The sequence below is a fragment of the Polaromonas sp. P1_G1 genome, from assembly GCF_056405595.1.
The window spans coordinates 52,477-71,800 of sequence record NZ_JBFUBU010000010.1 but is presented as its reverse complement, the minus strand read 5'-3'; the positions used below and the strand labels follow the sequence as shown (position 1 = coordinate 71,800).

General features: G+C 63.1%; 25 protein-coding genes and 1 tRNA gene. 12 read left to right on the top strand and 14 right to left on the bottom strand.

Annotated features, from left to right (window positions below):
* Positions 1-84: 84 nt before the first annotated feature.
* The 4 genes from AC1D1Y_RS06785 to AC1D1Y_RS06770 all read left to right on the top strand — a co-directional run bounded on the left by AC1D1Y_RS06785 (position 85) and on the right by AC1D1Y_RS06770 (position 2,544).
* Entirely contained in the window at positions 85-1,077 is a 993-nt protein-coding gene (locus tag AC1D1Y_RS06785) for a 4Fe-4S dicluster domain-containing protein (protein WP_477681658.1), read from the top strand.
* Positions 1,078-1,305: 228 nt separating this feature from the next.
* Positions 1,306-1,533 carry a hypothetical protein gene (locus AC1D1Y_RS06780; protein ID WP_477681657.1) on the top strand — a complete coding sequence of 76 codons (228 nt, stop codon included), beginning with the start codon at positions 1,306-1,308 and terminating at the stop codon, positions 1,531-1,533.
* Positions 1,534-1,619: 86 nt separating this feature from the next.
* Entirely contained in the window at positions 1,620-2,057 is a 438-nt protein-coding gene (locus AC1D1Y_RS06775; RefSeq protein WP_477681656.1) for a hypothetical protein, read from the top strand.
* Between the two features lie 64 nt (positions 2,058-2,121).
* Positions 2,122-2,544 carry a GNAT family N-acetyltransferase gene (locus tag AC1D1Y_RS06770; protein WP_477681655.1) on the top strand — a complete coding sequence of 141 codons (423 nt, stop codon included), beginning with the start codon at positions 2,122-2,124 and terminating at the stop codon, positions 2,542-2,544.
* Positions 2,545-2,862: 318 nt separating this feature from the next.
* Here AC1D1Y_RS06770 and AC1D1Y_RS06765 read toward each other — a convergent pair.
* Positions 2,863-2,938: transfer RNA gene (locus AC1D1Y_RS06765), tRNA-Arg, on the bottom strand.
* A gap of 232 nt (positions 2,939-3,170) precedes the next feature.
* On the opposite strand from AC1D1Y_RS06765, the gene AC1D1Y_RS06760 reads away from it, so the two are divergent.
* A complete protein-coding gene (locus tag AC1D1Y_RS06760) occupies positions 3,171-4,037 on the top strand; it encodes a c-type cytochrome (protein WP_477681654.1) in 867 nt (288 codons plus the stop codon).
* A gap of 64 nt (positions 4,038-4,101) precedes the next feature.
* Here AC1D1Y_RS06760 and AC1D1Y_RS06755 read toward each other — a convergent pair whose 3' ends face one another.
* From AC1D1Y_RS06755 to AC1D1Y_RS06740, 4 genes are read right to left on the bottom strand one after another with little or no spacing between them, the layout of a single operon-like run.
* Positions 4,102-4,686, bottom strand: a complete 585-nt coding sequence (locus AC1D1Y_RS06755) for a DUF2946 family protein (RefSeq protein WP_477681653.1) — start codon at positions 4,684-4,686, stop codon at positions 4,102-4,104.
* A gap of 21 nt (positions 4,687-4,707) precedes the next feature.
* Complete coding sequence (locus AC1D1Y_RS06750) at positions 4,708-5,694, bottom strand: YheT family hydrolase (RefSeq protein ID WP_477681691.1); 987 nt, start codon at positions 5,692-5,694, stop codon at positions 4,708-4,710.
* A gap of 24 nt (positions 5,695-5,718) precedes the next feature.
* Entirely contained in the window at positions 5,719-6,165 is a 447-nt protein-coding gene (locus AC1D1Y_RS06745) for a YybH family protein (protein ID WP_436155868.1), read from the bottom strand.
* Between the two features lie 40 nt (positions 6,166-6,205).
* Complete coding sequence (locus tag AC1D1Y_RS06740) at positions 6,206-7,054, bottom strand: hypothetical protein (RefSeq protein WP_477681652.1); 849 nt, start codon at positions 7,052-7,054, stop codon at positions 6,206-6,208.
* A gap of 44 nt (positions 7,055-7,098) precedes the next feature.
* Here AC1D1Y_RS06740 and AC1D1Y_RS06735 point away from each other — a divergent pair, with 44 nt between their 5' ends.
* Genes AC1D1Y_RS06735 through AC1D1Y_RS06725 form a run of 3 tightly spaced genes read left to right on the top strand, consistent with a single transcriptional unit; the run spans position 7,099 to position 9,193 of the window.
* Positions 7,099-7,701, top strand: a complete 603-nt coding sequence (locus tag AC1D1Y_RS06735) for a LemA family protein (RefSeq protein WP_477681651.1) — start codon at positions 7,099-7,101, stop codon at positions 7,699-7,701.
* An 18-nt stretch (positions 7,702-7,719) separates the two neighbouring features.
* The gene (locus AC1D1Y_RS06730) at positions 7,720-8,649 is read left to right on the top strand and encodes a TPM domain-containing protein (RefSeq protein WP_477681650.1); all 930 of its coding nucleotides are present in this window, start codon (positions 7,720-7,722) and stop codon (positions 8,647-8,649) included.
* A 4-nt stretch (positions 8,650-8,653) separates the two neighbouring features.
* Positions 8,654-9,193 carry a TPM domain-containing protein gene (locus tag AC1D1Y_RS06725; RefSeq protein ID WP_477681649.1) on the top strand — a complete coding sequence of 180 codons (540 nt, stop codon included), beginning with the start codon at positions 8,654-8,656 and terminating at the stop codon, positions 9,191-9,193.
* Positions 9,194-9,555: 362 nt separating this feature from the next.
* Here AC1D1Y_RS06725 and AC1D1Y_RS06720 read toward each other — a convergent pair whose 3' ends face one another.
* The 9 genes from AC1D1Y_RS06720 to AC1D1Y_RS06680 all read right to left on the bottom strand — a co-directional run bounded on the left by AC1D1Y_RS06720 (position 9,556) and on the right by AC1D1Y_RS06680 (position 16,818).
* Positions 9,556-9,975: a F0F1 ATP synthase subunit epsilon gene (locus tag AC1D1Y_RS06720; protein WP_477655757.1), complete on the bottom strand. Its 420-nt coding sequence runs from the start codon at positions 9,973-9,975 to the stop codon at positions 9,556-9,558.
* Positions 9,976-10,013: 38 nt separating this feature from the next.
* Positions 10,014-11,417: a F0F1 ATP synthase subunit beta gene (gene atpD / locus AC1D1Y_RS06715; RefSeq protein ID WP_477681648.1), complete on the bottom strand. Its 1,404-nt coding sequence runs from the start codon at positions 11,415-11,417 to the stop codon at positions 10,014-10,016.
* 57 nt (positions 11,418-11,474) lie between these two features.
* The gene (atpG, locus tag AC1D1Y_RS06710; protein WP_477655760.1) at positions 11,475-12,341 is read right to left on the bottom strand and encodes a F0F1 ATP synthase subunit gamma; all 867 of its coding nucleotides are present in this window, start codon (positions 12,339-12,341) and stop codon (positions 11,475-11,477) included.
* A 63-nt stretch (positions 12,342-12,404) separates the two neighbouring features.
* A complete protein-coding gene (atpA, locus tag AC1D1Y_RS06705; RefSeq protein ID WP_411884717.1) occupies positions 12,405-13,958 on the bottom strand; it encodes a F0F1 ATP synthase subunit alpha in 1,554 nt (517 codons plus the stop codon).
* Positions 13,959-14,020: 62 nt separating this feature from the next.
* On the bottom strand, positions 14,021-14,551 hold the full coding sequence (locus AC1D1Y_RS06700) for a F0F1 ATP synthase subunit delta (protein WP_477655761.1): 531 nt from the start codon (positions 14,549-14,551) through the stop codon (positions 14,021-14,023).
* Positions 14,552-14,563: 12 nt separating this feature from the next.
* Positions 14,564-15,034 (bottom strand): F0F1 ATP synthase subunit B, encoded by a 471-nt coding sequence (locus tag AC1D1Y_RS06695; RefSeq protein ID WP_477681647.1) that lies wholly within the window; start codon positions 15,032-15,034, stop codon positions 14,564-14,566.
* Positions 15,035-15,108: 74 nt separating this feature from the next.
* Positions 15,109-15,372, bottom strand: a complete 264-nt coding sequence (gene atpE, locus AC1D1Y_RS06690; RefSeq protein ID WP_007868969.1) for a F0F1 ATP synthase subunit C — start codon at positions 15,370-15,372, stop codon at positions 15,109-15,111.
* A gap of 60 nt (positions 15,373-15,432) precedes the next feature.
* On the bottom strand, positions 15,433-16,305 hold the full coding sequence (gene atpB / locus AC1D1Y_RS06685; protein WP_477681646.1) for a F0F1 ATP synthase subunit A: 873 nt from the start codon (positions 16,303-16,305) through the stop codon (positions 15,433-15,435).
* 12 nt (positions 16,306-16,317) lie between these two features.
* Positions 16,318-16,818, bottom strand: coding sequence for an ATP synthase subunit I (locus AC1D1Y_RS06680; RefSeq protein ID WP_477681645.1), 501 nt, complete (start codon positions 16,816-16,818; stop codon positions 16,318-16,320).
* A gap of 219 nt (positions 16,819-17,037) precedes the next feature.
* On the opposite strand from AC1D1Y_RS06680, the gene AC1D1Y_RS06675 reads away from it, so the two are divergent.
* Genes AC1D1Y_RS06675 through AC1D1Y_RS06660 form a run of 4 tightly spaced genes read left to right on the top strand, consistent with a single transcriptional unit; the run spans position 17,038 to position 19,304 of the window.
* Entirely contained in the window at positions 17,038-17,484 is a 447-nt protein-coding gene (locus AC1D1Y_RS06675) for a DUF4149 domain-containing protein (protein ID WP_477655765.1), read from the top strand.
* Positions 17,481-18,014: a DUF2062 domain-containing protein gene (locus AC1D1Y_RS06670; protein ID WP_477675926.1), complete on the top strand. Its 534-nt coding sequence runs from the start codon at positions 17,481-17,483 to the stop codon at positions 18,012-18,014. The genes AC1D1Y_RS06675 and AC1D1Y_RS06670 overlap by 4 nt, the downstream gene beginning before the upstream one ends.
* A 46-nt stretch (positions 18,015-18,060) precedes the next feature.
* Positions 18,061-18,963 (top strand): D-amino acid aminotransferase, encoded by a 903-nt coding sequence (locus AC1D1Y_RS06665; RefSeq protein WP_477681644.1) that lies wholly within the window; start codon positions 18,061-18,063, stop codon positions 18,961-18,963.
* Between the two features lie 14 nt (positions 18,964-18,977).
* Positions 18,978-19,304 carry a YbeD family protein gene (locus tag AC1D1Y_RS06660; RefSeq protein WP_477681643.1) on the top strand — a complete coding sequence of 109 codons (327 nt, stop codon included), beginning with the start codon at positions 18,978-18,980 and terminating at the stop codon, positions 19,302-19,304.
* The last annotated feature ends 20 nt before the right edge of the window (positions 19,305-19,324 follow it).

Sequence of the window (19,324 nt, the reverse complement as noted above, 5' to 3'; positions counted from 1 at the left end):
TGATTCTGTATTCATGGGTTTGTCCCATGGTGACGCAGCCCTGAGCATGGGAGATATTTGCTTCAAGGAGGGAGAATCAAGAGCATGTCGAAAGCTAAACACACATTCACCCCTGATCCTGCGCAAATGGCGTTGTGGCCCACAGTGTCTGGCAATACCATCAATGGTCTTGGTGAAGCTACTGCCGAGCGCCCCCGCCCCATCTATTGGCACGACCCGAACAGCACGCCGCACGGCCCCCTGCAACGGTGGTTCTATGCGCGCAGCGCAGACAACCCCGTGCTGGCCAGCGCCAGGGCGCAACGCCAGGCGATTCTGGATACCCCATTGGCGCCTCTGGCGCAGCAGACCGTGGCGTTACAGGATTGGGAATGGGTCGCCAAGCTGCGGCAAGCCGCCACAGAACTAGGCGCCGACCTGTTTGGCATCACGCCGATGCGGGGGGAGTGGGTTTTCGAGGGCCATACGGTCACGCAGCGTTGGATCATCATGATCGGCGTAGCCCACTCATTTGATGCGATGAAGACGGCTCCTGCTTCACATGCCGCGGCAGAGGTGGTGCGCCAGTACGGTCGCGGAAGTCGCATCGCCAAGGGCATTGCTTCTCTCATTCGCGAACATGGTCACGAGGCTCAACCGCACGGTGGGCCCATGGCCGGTCCCATGGTTCTAATTCCACCCGCGTTGGCATGCGGGTTTGGTGAACTTGGTAAACATGGCTCCATCATCAACCGGCAGTTTGGTTCCAGCTTTCGGCTGGCCTGCGTCTTGACGGATATTCCGCTGGTGGCGGATCGATCGGACACCTTTGGCGCCGATGACTTTTGTGTGAATTGCCGTGTCTGCGTTGACGCCTGCCCGCCAGATGCCATCTTCGCGTCAAAACAACTGGTCCGCGGCGCGCAAAAGTGGTATGTCGACTTTGACAAGTGCCTTCCCTATTTCAATGAAACCATGGGTTGCGGCATTTGTGTTGTCACGTGTCCATGGAGCAGGCCTGGCGTCGCATTGAATCTGGTCAAAAAGATGGCGGCACGCCGTCCATCGAAGCCTCTTGTAGAAAGTAGCAGTCCGTAATAACGAAAATGCTGGCTGCATCCGGCGGCTCGACCTGAGCGAACCCCAAAATGGTCAATAAATCTTTTAACAAAAAGCACTTGTCTGGACTTTCAGCGGCCAGGTTATACGGCAGGGGCGATGTTCTACGGCAGACCTGCGGTATACATTACGTTAGAGCCTCTGGCGGACACTCTCGGCTTCTTGTGTGATACCGCCAGTTTTCACAACTTTTCTGTAGGAGGAATTATGAGAAATCAGATCGCCGGTGGAGGCGCAGTCTTAATTGGCATTGCTATCGTACTTGTCGTCCTGCTCGGTGACGGACCTGTACCGGTTAAACCTCTATTGGGTGGGCTTGCATTCATCGGTGTTGGAGCCTACTACCTCTTAGTGGGAAAAAAAGCCGCATCGCTGAAGGAGTTCGTAGTGGACGGAAAGATGGTGACCGATGAAGCCGACGGCAAGAAGGTCTAACCGGTCGCTCGACACGGAAACGCCCCTGCGGAGGTCGCTGCGCGACATGTGCTGCGTTCCGGGCAACTCCAACGTTAGGCTCACACATGCCACGCTTTCGCCTATGCGTCACGCTCCTGATCACTGCCGCATCTAGCTTGTTTGCGTCCCCGGGTATCGCAACCCCGACAGCACAGAAATTCAAGGTCTATCACGTGGCTGCTCTGATTCCTCCGGCAAAGATGCCGGGAGAGGTACAGTTGGAAGTACTCAAACAGTGCAAGTCGCAAAGTCTTGATGCAGCCACGGTGGCTCAGAGCTCTCGCGAGGATATGAAGTTTCTTCGTGGGCGTGCCTCGATAGAGTTTTTCGCAGAGGGACTCCCCCAACTCTCTGAGGCTTGGTATCCGGCAGCGTTGGTGGACGCCAGTGGAAGCCACGCTGCGCCTGGAGTCACGGCGGCGGCCGCCGACGCGTTTGTCATCTGCTTCCTTAAGAAGGGCTACAAATATGGAACCTACAAGCAGAAGCTCCTCTCCCGATGAGGCCTAACCCTTCCTTCAAGCGGACCCGCATTCGGCGGTCCGCTTAAGTCAAACGTTATCCCTCATGAGTCAGATCACCATTTTCGTGGCAACCGAGGAAGAGGTTAGATCCGGGGATATTGGCAAGCGCCTGCGGCAGTTTAACTACGGGCACGTTGGCGAATACCCGGAAGTGCAGCCCATCCGATTGAACGCGAGGAACGAGGCTGGCGCAGTGGTTGGCGGCTTGCGTGCCTTCGTCTTTCTCTACTGGCTTCGTATCGAAGTGCTGTGGGTAGACGAGACGGCACGCGGCGTAGGTCTCGGGTCAAGGCTACTTCGGCAGGCGGAAGACCAAGCTAGGGCTCTTGGCGCTCAAAATGCAGCGCTCGAAACCTTTGAGTGGCAAGCGCCTGCGTTTTACGCGAAACAAGGCTACGAGGAGGTGGCTCGCATTGACGGCTATGCAAAGGGCTTCTACCTTTGTCTCATGAAGAAAAGCCTATGAGCCGCAACAAAACAACCGGGGATAACATTTCAATCGACGCGGACCCAGAACAGCAGGAGGCGGCTTCGCCGCTCGTGTTGGTGGTCCGGTCATCTTCACGTTAGACCTCATGACACCATCTGCTTGTATGGTGAGGTGCTGGGGTGAGGAACCACGCATTCGCAATCGGCCGTTGCGCGGACCGACAGTTTGATGGTTTGAGCGCCTGAAACGCTTTCTTGGGACCAACGGCGCTGTAAATTGACCGAAGCATAAGCGTGCCGTTCCGGCCCGCTTATGCTTCGCGGGACGCTAAGTCATTGGTATAGAACAAGAAATTGGTGCGGCTGGCGGGGATCGAACCCACGACCCTTGGCTTCGGAGGCCAATACTCTATCCACTGAGCTACAGCCGCAACGCTGGAAACGGTTTGCGCCGGAATTCGCGGCCGGGAGGCGCGGAATCAGGGCGATTTGCATTGCGCAAGCGGCTCACGCCGCGCAACGTGCCCGATTCTACCAGCCGGCCGCGGCGCCCCCTTGGCCCCGCAAGGCCCCAGTTATAATGTGAGGTTGCTGAGCAAGCGCTGCACAGGCGCGCCCCACCAATACGCGATAGCCCCCGATTTTTAGTTTTTTGAGGACGCCATGAGCGCAAACGACCACACCACGGCCCACGAAGAAGCCCACACTGGCCCGATCAAGACGCCCCAGCAACTGCTGGCAGCGGTTTTTTTCTCTTTTGTCGTCCCCGTTTTTGCCATCATCGGCCTGGTTTATTACGTCGCCTCGGCCAACAAGCCTGCCGCCGGCGCCGACGAAGATGCCAAGTCCGTCGCCCAGCGCATCCAGAAAATCGGTTCGGTTGAAATCCGCGATGCGAACCGCCCCCTCAAATCCGGCGAAGAAGTCTATAAAGCCCAATGCGTGACCTGCCATGGCACGGGCGCCGCCGGCGCACCGAAGTTCGGCGACGCGGGCGCTTGGGCCCCACGCATCAAGACCGGCTTCGATGCCCTCTGGCATTCGGCCCTCAAGGGCAAGGGCGCGATGGGCGCACAAGGCGGCGGCGACTTTGAAGACGTCGAAGTCGGCCGTGCCGTGGTCTATATGACGGCATCCGCCGGCGGCAAGTTCGCCGAACCCGCGGCACCTGCCGCAGCGGCATCGGCTCCGGCCGCCGCAGCTACGGCCGCAACGCCGCCGGCAGACGTCGTGGCCGCCCTGGCCGCTGCCAACAAGGGCGCCGCACCTGCTGCAGCGCCGGCCGCCGCCGCTGGCGCCGTCCCCGCGCTGTACGGCCAGGTGTGCGCCGCATGCCACGTGGCCGGTGTGGCCAACGCCCCCAAGCTGGGCGACAAGGCCGCCTGGGCCCCGCGCGTGGCTGCGGGCGTCGATGCACTGACCGCCAGCGTGGTCAAGGGCAAGGGCGCGATGCCTCCCAAGGGCGGCTCCGCAGCCCCCGACAGCGAGATCAAGGCCGTGGTGCAGTACATGGTCAACGCCGCCAAATAAGCGCCCGCGTCCCCCACAAAAAAAGCCGGTCAATGACCGGCTTTTTTGTTGCCCTCTGCAAAAATCAAACGGCGGCGGGCTGCTGCTTTTCGTTCAGGGCCTGCGGGCTGCGCACATAGGCAAAGCGCGCCGGCAAATCACGGGCGGGATATTCCTCGGGCACCCACAGGCCCTGCTCCACCGCGTCGGCGGCATGCGTCATGTCCTGGGTGTGGACCAGGCCGAAGCCCAGGTCGGTTTCGAGGTAGACGCGGCCCACCTCATCGACGATGCAGCGCTGGGTGCGCGCGGGCGCGCCGGTGTGCGCGGCGACCGCGAACGAGGGCGCCGGGCCGACGCGCCAGACCAGCGGCGTGGCTTCGAGTTCCACATACACGCGCTGCGGGCCGTTCTGGAAGAACCAGCGCCCGGCGGCATCGCTCTCGTAGTTGCGCTGGATGAAGTCGATCAGTTTGTCGTGCTTGAGCAGCGAGCCTTTGGCGGCCTGCTTGCGCGCGGGATCGGCGCCGGGCACACCGCTGAAAGGCCCGGCGGCCTGGGCCCTGTCGTCGCGCATATACCAATTGCCGCGCGCGTCCAGCCCGAGCCAGCCGTAGCAGTCGGGAACGTTGGGCCACTTGGCGATCGCTTGCCGAACTATGTCATCCATGGGTGTATTTTGCGCCGGACCTTATAACTGCACCGCCAGAAAGGCGGTGACCGCGTCGGGCATGGCGCGCACGTGGCCCGGAAACGGCGCGGAGGGAAAGCCCACATGGCCGCCCTGGGCCGGCTGCCACAGCGTGACATGCGGGCCGGTTTCCGCAGCCTGCGGCAGGCTGGACGCCGGCACAAAGGGATCGTTGAGCGCATTCAGGGCCAGCGCGGGCACGGCGATCCGATGCAGGTGCGGCTTGGCCGAGGCCCGCGACCAGTAGTCGTCGGCGTCCTTGAAGCCGTGGACGGGCGCGGTGAAGACGTTGTCGAAGGCGTAGAGGTCGCGCGCGGCCAGCAGCCGGTCGCGGTCGAACAGCCCGGGGTGCTGCTCGAGCTTCAGCAAGGCCTTGGGCACCATGGTCTTGAGGAACATGCGGGTATAGACTTGGCGGTTGAAACCCCGGCCTATGGCCCAGCCGCTGGCGGCAAGGTCCAGGGGCGAGCACACGGAGGCGATGCCGGCAACGACCTGCCGGGCCTCGGCGCCCATCTCGCCGGCCCAGCGCATCAGCGCGTTGCCGCCCAGGGAAATGCCGACTGCCATCACCGGCCCGCTGCGCTGGCCCACGAAGCGCCGCAGTATCCAGTCGATCTCGGCGAAATCGCCCGAATGGTAGGCGCGCGGCGCGAGGTTGAGCTCACCCGAGCAGCCGCGGAAATGCGGGATCGCGCAGGCCCAGCCGCGTTCGCGCGCGGCATCGGCGAGCGCTTCGGCATAGTGGCTGGCGGAAGAGCCCTCGAGGCCGTGGAACACCACCAGCAAGGGCTTTTGCGCGGAGCTTGCGTCATCGGCCGAATCGCCGGTGACCAACCAGTCGACGTCGACGAAATCTTCGTCGGGTGTGCTCCACCGCTCACGGCGAAACACCGGCTGCGGGCCCAGGAAGCGGCGCGAGCGCAACGCGGCCCAGATGGTTTGCAGATTGCCACCCGGGAGCCACCAGGGCGCGGCATAGTTCATGGAGGGTTCCACGCGATGGCCGTATCAGTGAAGAACGGTGGGTGTTTCCGACACTTCCTGCATTTCGCGCGGCGTGCCGGGACTGGCATGGTGGGCCACCAGGCGCCAACCCTGGGCGGTCTTGTGGTACACGTTGGTGGCGATGACGTAGGCGTGGCGCGGGCCTTCTTCGGTCAGCACCTCGATGCGCTCGAGCACGCTGTGCACGCTGGCGCTCATGGTTTCGACCTTGCGCACCTTGATGGCCTGCGCGCGTATGGTGCCGTTGGAGAACATCGCGTCAAAGGTCGCGCGTATGGCCGCCGGCCCGACCAGCCGGGCGCCCCCCGGGTGCACGCAGACGATGTCGTCATCGTCGCCCCAGCAGGCCATGAGTTTTTCAATGTCGCCGCTTTGCAGCGCCTCGTAAAAAGCCGCTTCGATGTCATCGGCGTTGCCGGTGCTAGCGGGCGGGACTCTGGGTTTGGGCATGGAGGCGATCAAAAGGGTTCGGGCAAGGGAGGCGCCGGCGTCAATCCTGCCCGGCATTTGGTGTTGAATTTTGCGCGGGATTGCGCGCCGCAGCAAGCCAGGCGTGGACCACGCCTTGCATGCTGCCGCCGCCCAAGCGCCCGCCGCCGCTCTGGTTGGCCTGCCACAGCAATTCCGGCGCGGCCACATGGGTGCCTGGCGGCAACACCTGCAGCGCGGCATCGACAAATTCGGCGAGCTTGGCGGGCCGCACCGGCTGCTCGGCCTGGGGGATCATGAACTTGAGGGTGGACAGCATCCAGGCCGCGACCTTCTCCAGAAAGCTCTTCCCCGCAGCGTCCTGCGCCTTGCGCGCCGAGCGCACCAGCAGCAGGCGTTCGAAGCCCAGGGCGGCGACGGCCTGCTCGTCGAGGTTGGCCAGGCCGCGCTTGAGCGCATTGGGCAGGCGCCCGGTGGCATGCGGCACCACCACGACCAGGGTCTGCACGCCGCAGCGCTTGAACCACTGCGCCAGCGCGGGCAACTCTGAAGGCGCCGGCGTCCAGAGCGTGCGCTCACGTCCGTAGTACATGCGCGGCGGCTCGAACATGACCAACCCGGTATGCGCCGGCAGCGGCCTGGCGGCCCATTGCGCTATCGGCAAGGGTGCGCCCGTCAGCGCGATGCCGACGCCGGACAGCCCGGTCGCCATGGCTTCGGTGGCCAGCACTTCGGTATGCGCATAGCGGCCGCTGCCGGCGAGGCGGCGCAGCACCTCGTTGCCCAGCACACCGGTGGCGCCGGCCACCAGCAGGCGCGGCTTGCCGGGGGCGGCAACCGCGGGGCGCATCGCGGACTGCAAGGCCTGCAGCGGGCCGCCAGTGGCGGAAGGCGGGGGAGGAAAGGACATTCGACTATGTTAGTGTTGCGGCTTGCATTTTCGGAGGCACCGACATGACGATATCCCGCTTTTTGACATTCACCTTCGCGGCCCTGCTGGGCCTGCTGCTCACAGGCTGCGGTTACAACGACTTCCAGCGCCTGGACGAGCAGAGCAAGTCGGCCTGGTCCGAGGTGCTGAACCAGTACCAGCGCCGCGCCGACCTGGTGCCCAACATCGTCGCCACGGTCAAGGGCGAAGCCCAGTTTGAGCAGGACACGCTGACCAAAGTGGTGGAAGCGCGCGCCAAGGCGACGTCCATCCAGGTGACGCCCGAAACCCTGAACAACCCGGCGGCTTTCAGCAAGTTCCAGGCGGCGCAGGGCGAGCTCGGCAGCGCGTTGAGCCGCCTCATGGTGGTCAGCGAGCGCTACCCAGACCTCAAAGCCAACCAGGGCTTTCGCGACCTGCGCGTGCAGCTCGAAGGCACCGAGAACCGCATCACCGTGGCGCGCAACCGCTACATCCAGACCGTGCAGGAATACAACGTGCTCGCGCGCAGCTTTCCGAGCAACCTGACGGCCATGGTCTTCAGCTACCAGGTCAAGCCCAACTTCTCGGTGCAGAACGAGGCGCAGATCTCCACGCCACCGGTGGTGGACTTCAACAAGAAATAAAGCACAGCGGACCCTGCCGTGCAGCGACCCGCGCTTCTCCTTCACCGTGGCGCCCGGCTGGTGCTGGGCCTGCTGCTGGCCGCCTGGCTGCCGCTGGCGGCCTGGGCGCAGGGCGGCGTGCAGGCGGTGCCGGCGCTGACGGCCCATGTCATGGACAGCACCGGCACGCTGGACGCGGCGCAGCGCGAGGCGCTCGAAGCCAAGCTCACGACGTTTGAACAAAGCCGGGGTGCGCAGGTCGTGTTCCTCATCGTGCCCACGACCCAGCCGGAAGACATCGCCGCCTACGCACAGCGCGTGGGCGACAGCTGGAAGATAGGCCGCAAGGGCGTCGGCGACGGCCTCTTGCTGGTGGTGGCCAAGAACGACCGCAAGGTGCGCATCGAAACCACCAAGGCGCTGGAAGGCGCAATCCCCGACCTGGCGGCGCGCCAGGTCATCGACACCGCCATCACACCGCGCTTCAAGCAGAGCGACTTCGCCGGCGGGCTCAACGCCGCGGCCGACCAGCTTATCGCGCTGATCAGCGGCGAAAACTTGCCCGCGCCCGAGCACAGCGGTAGCAGCGGCGGCAACGAGGGTTTCGAATGGACGGACCTCGCCGTCTTCCTGTTTTTTGCCGTGCCGATAGGCGGGCGGATCGCCGCCATGGTCCTGGGGCGCAAGTTCGGCTCCCTGGCCACCGGCGGCGTGGTCGGTGTGCTGGCCTGGATTTTCACCAGCAGCCTGATCGTGGCGGGCCTTGCCGTCCTGGTCGGCACGATGTTCGCACTGGTCGCCAGCATTGGCGCCCTGGGTGGCGGCGGGCGCTCTTCAGGCGGTTGGACCAGCGGTGGCCTGGGCAGTGGCGGTGGCGGCTGGAGCGGCGGCAGCAGCAGTGATGGCGGCGGTTTCAGCAGCGGCGGCGGTGGTGATTTTGGTGGCGGCGGCGCCTCGGGAGACTGGTAGGCACATGCTCAACAAACTTAAAACTATCCTCAAGCATCTCTGGCTTGACGCATCCGACGCCAGGCGCGCCATTCCGCTCGACATGCTGGAACGGCTCACGCGGCGCGTGGCGGCCAGCGAGCGGCGCCACAGCGGCGAGATCCGTATCTGCGTGGAGGCTTCGCTGCCCCTGAGCTATCTGCGGCGGCTGGGCAAACAGCTTTCCATCCCCACGCTCACACGCCAGCGCGCGGTCACGATGTTCGGCAAGCTGCGAGTCTGGGATACCGAACACAACAACGGCGTGCTGATTTACGTATTGCTGGCCGAGCGCGCGATCGAGATCGTCGCCGACCGCGGCGTGGCACGGCGGGTGAGCCCGGATCAATGGCAGGCCATGGTGGCCCGCATGGCGGCCGCGTTTCGCGAGCAGCGTTATGAAGACGGGCTGACGCAGGCGCTGGAGGAGACCTCGGCGGTGCTGATGGAGCACTTCGCGGTGGATGTTTCGCAAGATGGCGGGGCGAACAACAATGAGTTGCCGGATACGCCGCTGCTGCAGTAAGAACGGCTCAGGGCGACAGCAAAACGCCCAGGACGAATAAAGCTGTCAGCACGACGAGTACACGCCGCACCCAGGTCATGCGCGAACGCTTCCCCCTGCGGTGCGTTGAAAGTTCGTCCCCCCACGTCAGACTGTCCAGCGCGCTGTTCATAGTCCCACCTCGTTGCTTCGGTTGAAATCCTGTGCCAACGATAAGGCGGGGATATGCCGGCTGGCTGTCATTTAGCGTGTCGAGTTGTTATTTGCGGCATTTGTGCAACAGCATGAACGCTAAAGGCCTACCGGCCGCGTACCGCCCACAAAAAAGCCCCTGGCTTTCGGCAGGGGCTTGATGCGATCCGGTGGAACCGGAGGCGTGTGTATTACTTCTTCTGGCGATACTTGCGCAAGGCGGCGATCTGCGCGGCCATGACGGCGAGTTCAGACTGGGCCATGGCGATGTCGATGTCGCTCTTGGCGTTCTTCAGCGCCTCTTCGGCGGCCGCGCGGGCTTCGCTGGCCTTGGTCTCGTCCAGGTCCTTGCCGCGGATGGCGGTGTCGCTCAACACCGTCACGCAGTTGGGCTGCACTTCGAGCAGGCCGCCGGCCACGAAGACGAACTCTTCGGTGCCGTCGGCTTTTTCAATGCGCACGGCACCCGGTTTGATGCGGGTGATCAGCGGCGTGTGGCGCGGGTAAATGCCCAGCTCGCCGGCTTCGCCAGGCAATGCCACGAACTTGGCCTCGCCCGAGAAGATGGACTCTTCCGCGGATACGACGTCGACGTGAATGGTGGTTGACATAAGCGATCCTTAGTGAAAAAAGTTTCGAGGCCTGGGCCTTAGACCTTCTTCGCCTTTTCGAAAGCTTCGTCAATCGTGCCGACCATATAGAAGGCTTGTTCCGGCAGGTGATCGCACTCGCCGGCCACAATCATCTTGAAGCCGCGAATCGTTTCAGCCAGGCTGACGTACTTGCCGGGCGAGCCGGTGAACACTTCAGCCACGTGGAAAGGCTGCGACAGGAAACGCTGGATCTTGCGCGCGCGGGCCACGGCCAGCTTGTCTTCAGGGGCCAGTTCGTCCATGCCCAGAATCGCGATGATGTCGCGCAGTTCCTTGTAGCGCTGCAGCGTGCCTTGCACGGCGCGGGCCGTCGCGTAGTGGTCTTCACCGACGACGTTCGGGTCCAGCTGGCGGCTGGTGGAGTCGAGCGGGTCGACCGCGGGGTAGATACCCAGCGAGGCGATGTCACGGSWCAGCACCACGGTGGAGTCCARGTGGGCRAAGGTSGTGGCGGGCGACGGGTCGGTCAAGTCATCGGCAGGAACGTAAACGGCCTGGATGGAAGTGATGGAGCCGACCTTGGTGGAGGTAATACGCTCTTGCAGGCGGCCCATTTCTTCGGCCAGCGTGGGCTGGTAACCCACGGCGGAAGGCATACGGCCCAGCAGCGCGGACACTTCGGTACCGGCCAGGGTGTAGCGGTAGATGTTGTCCACGAAGAACAGCACGTCGCGGCCTTCGTCACGGAAGGACTCGGCGATCGTCAGGCCGGTCAGCGCGACGCGCAGGCGGTTTCCTGGGGGCTCGTTCATCTGGCCGTAGACCATGGCCACTTTGGATTCGCCGAGGTTCTCGAGGTTCACGACGCCGGAGTCGGCCATCTCGTGGTAGAAGTCATTGCCTTCGCGGGTACGCTCACCCACACCGGCGAACACGGACAGACCCGAGTGCGCCTTGGCGATGTTGTTGATGAGTTCCATCATGTTCACGGTCTTGCCGACGCCGGCGCCRCCGAACAGGCCCACCTTGCCGCCCTTGGCGAACGGGCAAACCAGGTCGATCACCTTGATGCCGGTTTCCAGCAGTTCCTGCGATGGCGAGAGTTCGTCATAAGCAGGCGCCTTGCGGTGGATGGGGGCGGTCAGGGTCTGGTCGACCGGGCCGCGCTCGTCGATGGGTGCGCCCAGCACGTCCATGATGCGGCCCAGTGTGGCCTTGCCCACGGGAACCGTGATGTTGGCACCGGTGTTGTACACCATGTTGCCGCGGCGCAGGCCGTCGGAGGTGCCCAGCGCGATGGTGCGCACGATGCCGTCGCCCAGCTGCTGCTGGACTTCCAGCGTCAGCGCGGAGCCTTCCATTTTCAGCGCGTCATAGATCTTGGGCATCTGGTCGCGCGCGAATTCCACGTCAACCACCGCACCAATACACTGAACAATCTTGCCTTGAGCTTGAGCCATGATTGAATCCTCTTTCGTTTCTAACGTTTCTTTAAATCTGGAATCGGCTGTGGCGGCTTAAACCGCAGCAGCACCGGCAACGATTTCCGAAAGTTCTTTCGTGATCGCCGCTTGACGCGTTTTGTTGTAAACCAGCTTGAGTTCGCCGATCACGCTGCCGGCGTTGTCGGTGGCGGCCTTCATGGCCACCATGCGGGCGGACTGCTCGGACGCCATGTTCTCGGCGACCGCTTGGTAGACCAGCGCTTCCACGTAGCGGACCAGCAGGTCGTCAATCACGGTCTGCGCGTCGGGCTCGTAGATGTAGTCCCAGCCGTGCTGGTCCTTGTCGGCCTGCAGGTGCGCCGCCGTGAGCGGCAGCAGCTGCTCGACCACCGGTTCCTGGCGCATGGTGTTGATGAACTTGGTGTAGCACAGGTACACCGCGTTGATCTTGCCTTCGCTGTACGCGTCGAGCAGCACCTTGACGGGGCCGATCAGCTTTTCCAGGTGCGGCTTGTCGCCGAGCTGGGTCGCGTGCGACACCACCTTGGCGCCGACACGGTTGAGAAAGCCGAGGCCCTTGTTGCCGATGGCGACTGCCTTGGCATCATGGCCGGCGGCCTGCACTTCCTTGAGCTTGGCCGTCACGGCGCGCAGCACGTTGGTGTTCATGCCGCCGCACAGGCCCTTGTCGGTCGTCACCACGATGAACCCGGTGGCCTTGGCGTCGTTGGACTCCATGAACGCGTGGGTGTACTCGGGGTTGGCCTGACTCAGGTTGGCCGTGATGTTGCGGATCTTGTCGCTGTAAGGACGGGCAGCGCGCATCCGTTCCTGCGCCTTGCGCATCTTGGAGGCGGCCACCATTTCCATGGCCTTGGTGATCTTCTTGGTGTTTTCCACCGATTTGATCTTGCCGCGTATTTCCTTGCCTGCTGCCATATGGATTCCTAAGGGGTTCCTGAGGGTTGCTTAATTACTTGCTTGACGATGAGTCAGGCGAGATCAGGCAAACGACTTCTTGAACTCGGCCACGGCCGTGTTCAGTTCAGCCTCAGCGTCCTTGTCCATGGCCTTGTTGGCTTCGAGCTTGGCCATCAGGGCCGCGTTCTTGTCCTTGAGGTAGGCATGCAGGCCGTGCTCGAAAGCCAGGACCTTCTTGACTTCCACGTCGTCCATGAAGCCCTTGTTCACGGCGAACAGCGTGGCCGCCATGTTGGAGATGGACAGAGGCGAGTACTGGGCCTGCTTGAGCAGTTCAGTCACGCGGGCGCCACGGTCCAGCTGCTTGCGGGTGGCTTCGTCCAGGTCGGAAGCGAACTGCGCGAAGGCAGCCAGTTCACGGTACTGGGCCAGGTCGGTACGGATACCGCCGGACAGGTTCTTGATCAGCTTGGTCTGGGCTGCACCACCGACGCGCGACACCGAGATACCGGCGTTGATGGCGGGGCGGATACCGGCGTTGAACAGGCTGGTTTCCAGGAAGATCTGGCCRTCGGTGATCGAGATCACGTTGGTMGGMACGAAAGCGGACACGTCGCCGGCCTGCGTTTCAATGATGGGCAGCGCGGTCAGCGAACCGGTCTTGCCTTTGACCGCACCCTTGGTGAAGTCTTCAACATACTTCTCGTTCACGCGGGCTGCGCGCTCGAGCAGGCGGCTGTGGAGATAGAACACGTCGCCGGGATAGGCTTCGCGGCCTGGCGGACGGCGCAGCAGCAGCGAAACCTGGCGGTAGGCCACGGCCTGTTTGGACAAATCGTCATACACGATCAGCGCGTCTTCACCGCGGTCGCGGAAGTATTCGCCCATGGTGCAGCCGGAGTAGGCGCTGACGTATTGCATGGCGGCCGACTCGGAAGCGGAAGCCGCCACGACGATGGTGTACTCCATGGCACCGGCTTGTTCCAGCGAGCGCACCACGTTCTTGATCGAGGAAGCCTTCTGGCCGATCGCGACGTAGACGCAGGAAACGCCTTTGCCCTTCTGGTTGATGATGGCGTCGATGGCCACGGCGGTCTTGCCGGTCTGGCGGTCGCCGATGATCARTTCGCGCTGGCCGCGGCCSACGGGMACCATGGAGTCGATGGACTTCAGGCCGGTCTGCAGGGGCTGGTCGACGGATTTACGGGCGATCACGCCGGGCGCGACCTTTTCGATCACGTCGGTGAGCTTGGCGTTGATCGGGCCCTTGCCGTCGATAGGCTGGCCCAGGGCGTTCACCACGCGGCCGAGCAGCTCGGGGCCGACAGGCACTTCCAGGATGCGGCCCGTGCACTTGACGGTGTCGCCTTCGGCGATGTGTTCGTATTCACCCAAAATCACGGAACCGACCGAGTCGCGCTCGAGGTTCAGTGCCAGGCCGTAGGTGGGGGTGCCGTCGGCGGTTGCGGGGAATTCCAGCATTTCGCCCTGCATCACGTCGGACAGGCCGTGGATGCGGACGATACCGTCGGTGACGGACACCACGGTGCCCTGGTTGCGGATGTCGCTGCTGCCGGTCAGGCCTTCAATACGGCTCTTGATCAGTTCAGAAATTTCTGCGGGATTGAGTTGCATGACTCTTTCCTTCTTTCTATGTTTGTTGGCTTAAAACCTGCGGATGGCGCCTGGACACCGGCTCAGGAGATCAGCGCCACTTTCATTTGCTCTAAACGGGCTTTGACCGAGGTGTCCAGCACCTCGTCACCCACCACGACTCGCACGCCCCCGATCAGGGCCGGCTCCAGCTCAACCTGGAGGTTGAGCTTCTTGCCAAAACGTTTTTCCAGCGTTGCCGACAGGCCGGCCAGCGCTGCGCCGTCGAGCGCGAAAGCGCTGTAGACGGTCGCATCGGACGAACCGCTCTGCGCATTTTTCAGGACACGGAACTGCGCGGCGATTTCCGGCAGGGCGCCGAGGCGGCCGTTCTCGATCACTGTGCGCAGGAAGTTTTTCGCGGCGTCCGGCAGCTTGGTTTTGGCAACGCCCGAAATCACGTCGAACGCCTGCGCCGAAGTGACGCCGGGGTTGCCGGCGAACTGCTGCAGCTGCGCGTTGGCAGCGATGGCGGCCAGCTCGTCGAGCCAGACGGCGGTGCCGCCCAGGTCGGAGCCGGAGGCCTTGAACAGCGCTTCAGCGTAGGGACGGGCAATGGTGGCTAGTTCTGCCATGTTGATGCTCGCTTAGAGTTCGGTCTTCAGGCGGCCCAGCAAGTCAGCATGCACACCGGCATTGACTTCCTTGCGCAGAATCTGCTCGGCGCCCTTGACGGCCAGCGCTGCCACCTGCTCGCGCAGGGCTTCGCGTGCCTTGACGGCTTGCTGCTCGGCTTCGATCTTGGCGGCGGCAATGATCTTGCCGCCTTCTTCGGTGGCCTTGGCCTTGGCCTCTTCGATCAGGGCCTGGCCCCGGCGCTCGGCTTCAGCCAGGCGCACGGCCGCTTCGTTGCGCGACTTGGCCAGCTCTTCTTCCACGCGCTTGTTGGCGACGGAGAGTTCGGATTTGGCTTTGTCGGCAGCAGCAAGGCCGTCAGCGATTTTTTGCGCGCGCGCGTCCAGGGCCGCCGCGATGGGAGGCCACACAAACTTCATCGTGAACCCGACCAAAATCAGGAACACGATCAGCTGGACAATTAGGGTACCGGTAATGCTCACTGCTCATCCTTTCCCTTGGGGCCCAGCCAGAAGCCGGCCCGAAGGAATGACATTCTTGGGACTTTGATCAATGCTTACTTGGGCAGGTTGGCGATTTGCGCCAGGAAGGGGTTGGCGGTGGCGAACCACAGCGCGATACCCGTGCCGATAATGAAAGCGGCGTCGATCAGACCGGCCAGCAGGAACATCTTGGTCTGCAGTTCGCCCATCAGTTCAGGCTGGCGTGCAGCTGCTTCGAGGTATTTGCTGCCCATGATGCCGATGCCGATACAAGCGCCGACTGCGCCCAGGCCAATGATGAGGCCGGCGGCCAGAGCGACAAAACTAATAACTTCCATGATGACTCCTTAGGACTTGGTTACGAGAGAAAAACAGAAACGAAAAACGGGAACAACTGATTAGTGGTGATCGTGCGCCTGGCCGATGTACACCAGGGTCAGCATCATGAACACGAAGGCTTGCAGCGTGATGATCAGGATGTGGAAAATCGCCCAGGCCGAGCCCGCGATGATGTGGCCGATGGCCAGGCCGATGCCGGTCGCCGACAGAGACCAGGCGCCGCCCATCAGGGCGATCAGCAGGAAAATCAGTTCGCCGGCATACATGTTGCCGAACAGTCGCATGCCGTGGGAGACCGTCTTGGCGACGAACTCGATGACCTGCATCAGGAAGTTGAAGGGGTACAGCGCCCAGTGGTTGCCGAAGGGCGCGGTGAACAGTTCGTGAATCCAGCCGCCCACGCCCTTGATCTTGACGTTGTAGACCAGGCAGGTGATCAGCACGCCCATGGACAGGCCCATGGTGATGGAAAGGTCGGCGGTGGGCACCGAGCGCATGTAAGCGTGGTGCGCGTCATGGCCGGCGACGCCGTAAATCCAGGCCCAGACCACCGGCAGCAGGTCGACCGGCAGCAAGTCCATGGCGTTCAGCAGGAAAATCCAGACGAACACGGTGAGGGCCAGCGGTGCGACCAGCTTGCGGCTTTCGGCGTTGTGCACGATGCCCTTGGCTTGCGCGTCGACCATTTCGACGAGAATTTCAACCGCGGCCTGGAAACGGCCGGGAACGCCGGAGGTGGCCTTGCGGGCGGCTTTCCAGAGCAGGAAGCAACCGATCACACCCAGCAAAATGGTGAAGATGGTGGAGTCGATATTGATGACGCTCAGATCGAACGGGCCAACAAGTTCCTTGTTACGCCAGTGCGTCAGGTGGTGAACGATATATTCACCAGCGGTTGGACCGCCATGTCCAGCAGCATTCTCAGCAGCCATTTATTGCTCGCCTCAAAGTTTATTTTTCCTGACCGCGAACAACAACGCGATCCAGGACGTTTTCATTGTCACCACCAAGCCGACCAGCATGGCCGGCCAACTCAGCATCGAAACCAGCCTTGGCGCGGCAAACAGCATTGCCACCGTCAAGGCGATCTTGACCATTTCCCACAAAAAGAATCCAGCCACCGCAGTGCCTGGATTCAATGACCACACTTTGCCGGTCAAACCGCGCGCAAAAAGCGCCGCCGGAATCACCACCGCCAGCGCCCCGTAGAGCGCCGACCAGCCGGCGGACCGCTGGCCTGTCAGGGCCCAAGTAGCACATGCCACCAGAACACCAACCGCCAACTGCCCCGCCAACACCGACCAGGGGGAAAGAAGCGGAACCGTTTCACGAAGCTTTTGGGCTTCTTCACGGGTCAGGGGCTTGAAAGCCTCCACATCCGCCTCAAACTCATTTGTAACTGCCCGGGAGACCGGGTTCGTTGCCGACTTCGCCGAATTTGTCATTTTCAAACCTACAAATTACGGGAAGGTTACAGGGGCCGTTATTAGCAAAGCCCTTGATTATACGTAGAAACCCCTGCACTCCCAGAAAAACCCCGGCCCGGGGTTGAATTAGGGGCCTTCCTCGCGTGCATCGGGGTAAACACCAAGCGGCTGGTTCACAATGGGCCGACAACACGGCCCGACGGCCGGCGCCGCTCCACCCCACTGAAAGATCCCCCCATGCACGCCCTGATGAAATTCCTGCACCTCGCCGCCGCCATCGCCTGGCTGGGCGGAATTTCCTTCATGCTGTTCGCCCTGCGTCCCGCCGCCGCCGAGCAACTCGCGCCGCCGCAGCGCCTGCCCCTGATCGTGCAGGTCCTGCGGCGCTTTTTTGTGGGCGTGTGGGTTTCCATCGCAATCCTGCTGCTGACCGGCCTGGCCATGCTGCTGGCCGTCGGCATGAAAAGCGCGCCCACCGGCTGGCACCTGATGTTCGGCCTGGGCCTGTTGATGTTCGCGCTGTTCGGCCACCTGTATTTCGGCCCTTTCCGCCGCCTCAAGCTGGCTGTCAGTGCCTCCGACTGGCCCGAAGGCGGTCGCCGCGTCGGGCAGATCGCCACCCTGGCCATCGTCAACCTCGCACTGGGCGCGCTGGCCATCGCCGCCGTCATTTTTCTCGCGTGAAGAAGAAGCCGCGGCACAAACCCCGAAAACCCGCCGGCTGGCTGGAACGCCTGAAGGCGTCGGTGCCGACCCGCGAGGCGCTGGCCGCCCATCCCTGGCTCAGGCCGGTGGCGCACCGTGTGCTGGACCCACAGCTGTGGCGGCTGCAGCACGAAGCCGTGGCGCGCGGCGTGGCCATCGGGATCTTCTGGGCTTTTGCGCTTCCGTTCGCGCAAATCGTGGCGGCCGCGGCCCACAGCGTCTGGTGGCGCGCCAACATCCCGGTCGCGGCCGGCATCACCTTTATCACCAACCCCTTCACCGTGGGTTTCTGGCTCTGGCTGGCCTACCAGGTCGGCAGCCTGGTGCTCGATGCCCCGCCGCCGGTGCATATCTCCGAAGGCGTGGGCGTGGTCGCCTGGCTGGCGTCCTTCGGCGGGCCTGCCATACTGGGCATGGGCCTGTTTGCGGTGCTGGGCTCGACCGCCGGCTACCTGCTGGTCAAGCTGGCCTGGCGCCTGCGCGTCTGGTTCAAGCGCCGCCACCGCTAAACACCGGACAATCCGGCATTCACTTTTCTCTTCTTCAACTTCACCCATGACCACGCCTTCCCCCAGCCTTCCCGACACGCCCTGCTACCTCAACGGCGAATTCACCCCCCTGAAAGACGCCAAGATCAGCGTGATGGACCGCGGTTTCATCTTCGGCGACGGCGTGTACGAAGTGGTGCCGGCCTATGGCGGCCGGCTGTTCCGCTTTGAGCAGCACATGGCGCGCCTGGAACGCAGCCTGGCCGAGCTGCGCATTCCCAACCCGATGACGCGCGGCGAATGGCAGGCCATGGCCCTGAAACTGGTCGCGGCCCACGCGCAATCCACCGGTACGCCGGCCGAAAGCGGCAACCAGCTTGTCTACATCCAGCTCAGCCGCGGCGTCGCCATGCGCGACCACTCCATGCTGCCCGGCCTCACGCCCACCGTGTTCGCGGTGGCCAATGCCATGAAACTGCCCAGCGCGCAGCAGCGCGAAGCCGGTGTGGCCTGCGTGACGGCGAATGACTTCCGCTGGGAAAAAGCCCACATCAAGAGCACCAGCCTGCTGGGCGCGGTATTCGCGCGGCAGATCAGCGTCGATGCCGGCGCGGTGGAAACCATCATGTTCCGCGGCGAGCACCTGAGCGAAGCCTCCTCGAGCAACGTCTGGATCGTCAAGGACGGCAAGGTCATGGGCCCGCCCAAGGACAACCTGGTGCTCGAAGGCATACGCTTCGGCCTGATCGAGGAGATCTGCCGCGCCGCCGGCATCCCCTTCGAGCTGCGCCGCATCACCCGCGACGAAGTGCTGGCGGCCGATGAAATCCTGCTGTCTTCGGCCACCAAGGAAGTGCTGCCGGTCACCCTGCTCGACGGCCAGCCCGTAGGCCACGGCCTGGAAAAGGGCAAGCCCGGCCCCATCTATGCCAAGCTGTACGCCCAATACCAGCGTGCCAAACAGGCCTGAAAGGACCCCTTGCCATGACGACATCTCCCGATACGCCGAACAACCCGAAAATCATCGGAGTCCCCGGCTCCGAGCCTTCGCGCCAGGAGTCGCTGATCGAATATCCCTCGCAGTTCCCCATCAAGGTCATGGGCCACAAGGTCGAAGGCCTGGTCGCCGCCATCACCTCGGTGGCGCACCAGTTCGACCCGGCCTTCGACGCCTCCACCATTGAACTGCGCGAAAGCAAGGGCGGCAACTACCTGGGCGTGACCATCACCGTCACGGCCACCAGCCGCGAGCAGCTCGACGAGCTCTACCGCACGCTGTCGACGCATCCCATGGTCAAAGTGGTTCTCTAAACCCAACCAGCTGAACAAGA

What these genes read in the sequence shown, in the direction of transcription:
- AC1D1Y_RS06725 (WP_477681649.1), top strand. Translation starts at nt 8,654, where the DNA reads ATGCTCAACAAACTTAAAACTATCCTCAAGCATCTCTGGCTTGACGCA.
- AC1D1Y_RS06735 (WP_477681651.1), top strand. Translation starts at nt 7,099, where the DNA reads ATGACGATATCCCGCTTTTTGACATTCACCTTCGCGGCCCTGCTGGGC.
- AC1D1Y_RS06720 (WP_477655757.1), bottom strand. Translation starts at nt 9,975, where the DNA reads ATGTCAACCACCATTCACGTCGACGTCGTATCCGCGGAAGAGTCCATC.
- AC1D1Y_RS06665 (WP_477681644.1), top strand. Translation starts at nt 18,061, where the DNA reads ATGACCACGCCTTCCCCCAGCCTTCCCGACACGCCCTGCTACCTCAAC.
- AC1D1Y_RS06740 (WP_477681652.1), bottom strand. Translation starts at nt 7,054, where the DNA reads ATGTCCTTTCCTCCCCCGCCTTCCGCCACTGGCGGCCCGCTGCAGGCC.
- AC1D1Y_RS06775 (WP_477681656.1), top strand. Translation starts at nt 1,620, where the DNA reads ATGCCACGCTTTCGCCTATGCGTCACGCTCCTGATCACTGCCGCATCT.
- AC1D1Y_RS06750 (WP_477681691.1), bottom strand. Translation starts at nt 5,694, where the DNA reads ATGAACTATGCCGCGCCCTGGTGGCTCCCGGGTGGCAATCTGCAAACC.
- AC1D1Y_RS06680 (WP_477681645.1), bottom strand. Translation starts at nt 16,818, where the DNA reads ATGACAAATTCGGCGAAGTCGGCAACGAACCCGGTCTCCCGGGCAGTT.
- atpB (WP_477681646.1), bottom strand. Translation starts at nt 16,305, where the DNA reads ATGGCTGCTGAGAATGCTGCTGGACATGGCGGTCCAACCGCTGGTGAA.
- AC1D1Y_RS06745 (WP_436155868.1), bottom strand. Translation starts at nt 6,165, where the DNA reads ATGCCCAAACCCAGAGTCCCGCCCGCTAGCACCGGCAACGCCGATGAC.
- AC1D1Y_RS06675 (WP_477655765.1), top strand. Translation starts at nt 17,038, where the DNA reads ATGCACGCCCTGATGAAATTCCTGCACCTCGCCGCCGCCATCGCCTGG.
- AC1D1Y_RS06755 (WP_477681653.1), bottom strand. Translation starts at nt 4,686, where the DNA reads ATGGATGACATAGTTCGGCAAGCGATCGCCAAGTGGCCCAACGTTCCC.
- AC1D1Y_RS06700 (WP_477655761.1), bottom strand. Translation starts at nt 14,551, where the DNA reads ATGGCAGAACTAGCCACCATTGCCCGTCCCTACGCTGAAGCGCTGTTC.
- AC1D1Y_RS06780 (WP_477681657.1), top strand. Translation starts at nt 1,306, where the DNA reads ATGAGAAATCAGATCGCCGGTGGAGGCGCAGTCTTAATTGGCATTGCT.
- atpG (WP_477655760.1), bottom strand. Translation starts at nt 12,341, where the DNA reads ATGGCAGCAGGCAAGGAAATACGCGGCAAGATCAAATCGGTGGAAAAC.
- AC1D1Y_RS06760 (WP_477681654.1), top strand. Translation starts at nt 3,171, where the DNA reads ATGAGCGCAAACGACCACACCACGGCCCACGAAGAAGCCCACACTGGC.
- atpE (WP_007868969.1), bottom strand. Translation starts at nt 15,372, where the DNA reads ATGGAAGTTATTAGTTTTGTCGCTCTGGCCGCCGGCCTCATCATTGGC.
- AC1D1Y_RS06785 (WP_477681658.1), top strand. Translation starts at nt 85, where the DNA reads ATGTCGAAAGCTAAACACACATTCACCCCTGATCCTGCGCAAATGGCG.
- AC1D1Y_RS06660 (WP_477681643.1), top strand. Translation starts at nt 18,978, where the DNA reads ATGACGACATCTCCCGATACGCCGAACAACCCGAAAATCATCGGAGTC.
- AC1D1Y_RS06770 (WP_477681655.1), top strand. Translation starts at nt 2,122, where the DNA reads ATGAGTCAGATCACCATTTTCGTGGCAACCGAGGAAGAGGTTAGATCC.